3 protein-coding genes are annotated in these 2,842 nt (G+C 43.5%); all 3 read right to left on the bottom strand.

Translation table 11 applies throughout. The annotated features are described in order from the left end of the window. Window positions 1-557 (bottom strand): nitrogenase component 1 (locus DP116_RS27680; RefSeq protein WP_281357489.1); only part of this gene is annotated, 557 nt, incomplete at its 3' end. A 156-nt stretch (window positions 558-713) separates the two neighbouring features. Continuing rightward, a complete protein-coding gene (locus DP116_RS27675) occupies window positions 714-1,445 on the bottom strand; it encodes a DUF5331 domain-containing protein (protein WP_169158177.1) in 732 nt (243 codons plus the stop codon). Window positions 1,446-1,474: 29 nt separating this feature from the next. Then, window positions 1,475-2,341, bottom strand: coding sequence for a ferredoxin:protochlorophyllide reductase (ATP-dependent) iron-sulfur ATP-binding protein (gene bchL, locus DP116_RS27670; RefSeq protein ID WP_339381635.1), 867 nt, complete (start codon window positions 2,339-2,341; stop codon window positions 1,475-1,477). Window positions 2,342-2,842 lie beyond the last annotated feature (501 nt).

The raw sequence follows: 2,842 nt of genomic DNA, 5'->3' as shown, positions 1-2,842 counted from the left end.
GCTGCAATGGCGACACGTTGTCCTGATAAAGCGCCTGTGGTAGAAGCGTTTTTCTCCGCTTCTACCACAGGCGCTTTATCAGGACAACGTGTCGCCATTGCAGCTAACACGGTATCTTCTCCTTGAGTGAAGGCGTAGTCCAAACCGTTAGCGCGTGCGACAACAATGGGAATACCAATTTCGCCTTCTAGCTTGGGTGCTAAACCTTCCAAATCCATTTTGATGATTTCCGTGGTGCAGGTGCCAATCCAGACAATGACACTGGGATTGCGATCGCGCTTTATCTGCACACACAGCCGCTTCAACTCTTCATAATCATTCAGTTGTGCGGAAATATCTCCTTCTTCCAACTCTGCCATTGCATAACGGGGTTCAGCAAAAATCATGACCCCCATTGCGTTTTGCAAGAAATAACCACAAGTTTTTGTACCAATCACCAAGAAGAAGCTATCTTCAATTTTTTGGTAAAGCCAAGCGACGCAGCTAATCGGGCAAAAAGTGTGGTAATTTCCAGTTTCGCACTCAAAAGTTAAACTTTCTGGTTGAGCAAGAGTCATTTTAGTATTTTCTCCCCTTGATTTTTTAAGCTAAAAGCGCAGTTAAAAGTAAGGCAGACTATATGTGGAAGAATGAACACTTCCCTTCAAACTGCCATAATCTATGGCATGACACAAGCCACACCCAGATTCAACACAAGTTCAATTTAAGTTAAGTTAAGTCTTGGGGAACAGACGATCAATCTCTGATTCATTCAAAGAACCAGAAGATTTTTCTTCCCCTAAAAGCGTTTCGTTATCCGGTTCTCCCTTTTGGGTTACGGTTTCGCTACCCCAAGAATCTGACAAAGCATCAGCAAAGCCACTCTGATCTGCTGCGGTTGCTGTAAAAGTTTTGCTATCTGCTTCCTTCAAATCATCAAAGGAAAGATTGCTAAATTCATCACCTGAGTTTTGTGCTTTGTAAAACTCACTATTTGAAATTTTCTGGTTAGATGAGGAATTATCGATCCCGTGTTGAGTTCCTTGGAACTCCTTTGCTTGAGTAACATTATCCCTGCTTGGATTGAGTACCCTTGGAGAATTTGTCAGTGTTTCATCACTTAAATTTTCACTTGAGAAATCGGACTCTTCCACGTGTTTTTCTATACGTAACTTCGGAAGAGCACGGTTACCAAGAGCAAGATCAGGATCGAAATTTAACCCCAACACCTCAACCAAGGTGTCAGCATCAGGATTCAATTTGGAAAATGGCATCATTAACTGCGCCAGCTTGGGTTCCAACGCATTAATAACTCCCAAGATGAGGTAAGAAGGTGGACGACTCCCGCCATCGGGAGTGTAAACAGATTCTACCTCCATGTGCAAGGAAATCCAGTCACGATTCACCTGGAAAAATTGCAACCACTTCTGCTTTAAAGATTCTGTAAAACTATCAAAAAAAGCCATATTGTCCCCCATCCTGGAATTAAGATGATTTATACAATCATCAAGTCTAATTCTTCTTCTGGATTAGGAACTTGTTGTTTACCCGGATTTAAATAGAAATCGGATAACAAAGCGAACACATCGCGATCTGGGGCATCATGTGGTACAACACCTTCTGGACGAGCCAAAATTTGGTCAGCGATGTTGAGATAGTAATCGCAAACGTAATTTAAACAGGGGTCAGATTCTGCCATTTCAAACAAAGTCTTACCTTTGACGCGGGAAACACGAATATCTTCAATCAAAGGCAAAACTTCTAAAACTGGCATCGGAACTGTTTCCACGTACTTGTCAATCAAGTCGCGCTTTGAGGTGCGGTTACCAATTAAGCCAGCAAGACGCAGCGGGTGAGTCCGGGCTTTCTCCCTAACTGAAGCCGCAATACGATTAGCAGCGAACAAGGCATCAAAGCCATTGTCAGTCACAATCATACAGTAATCAGCGTAGTTGAGGGGTGCTGCAAAACCACCGCAAACAACGTCACCAAGAACGTCAAACAAAATCACATCGTACTCATCAAAGGCGTTGAGTTCCTTTAAGAGTTTCACAGTTTCGCCTACCACATAACCGCCGCATCCAGCACCTGCTGGGGGACCACCTGCTTCAACACAATCCACACCACCGTAACCCTTATAGATGACATCTTCGGGCCACACATCTTCGTAGTGGTAGTCCTTTTCTTGGAGAGTGTCGATAATCGTTGGAATCAAGAACCCGGTCAGGGTGAAGGTGCTATCGTGTTTGGGATCGCAACCAATCTGCAACACTTTCTTACCGCGCTTGGCTAGGGCGACGGAGATATTACAGCTTGTTGTGGATTTCCCGATACCGCCTTTTCCGTAAACTGCTAGTTTCACTGTTGTTTGCCTCTTATAGCTTTTTGTCAAACTCGTGGCTTAAACACTTACCCTTCGGCTGGGCTCAGGGTGAACCTTCACCTAGCCTGAGATGGCGATATGTGAGGTCTCATGACTGTCATTATTGTGTAAGTTACCCAGAAAATAAAGGGGGCTGTCAAGTATATTAGGGTTCTATGAAATGAGTGATGGTTTAATGAGAAGAATTTGACTGTTGATTATTTTGGATAGTTTTTATTAAAAAGACGTATGTGAAATAGAGGGAACAGGGAACGCTTAACAGGGAACGCTTAACAGGGAACAGGGAAGAAGGGGAATGGTGCTATACGGTTCGGATAAGATCAGAACGCCTGCGGGGATCTCTTTCTTAATCAAACCGTATTGAGGGATGGTGTTTCTTTCATACGTCGCTTGCGCTTTGTGCTAAGCGTGAAAGGCTTATATGAAACCTTATCCCTCTGGGCAAAGATCCAATGTAAAAAATTATTACATATTACATAT

The organism is Brasilonema bromeliae SPC951 (genome assembly GCF_012912135.1).
GTDB lineage: Bacteria > Cyanobacteriota > Cyanobacteriia > Cyanobacteriales > Nostocaceae > Brasilonema > Brasilonema bromeliae.
This window is presented reverse-complemented; position numbering and strand designations above follow the sequence as displayed.

Excerpts from the sequence above, each read along its gene's own strand:
- DP116_RS27675 (WP_169158177.1), bottom strand. The coding sequence starts at position 1,445 with ATGGCTTTTTTTGATAGTTTTACAGAATCTTTAAAGCAGAAGTGGTTG.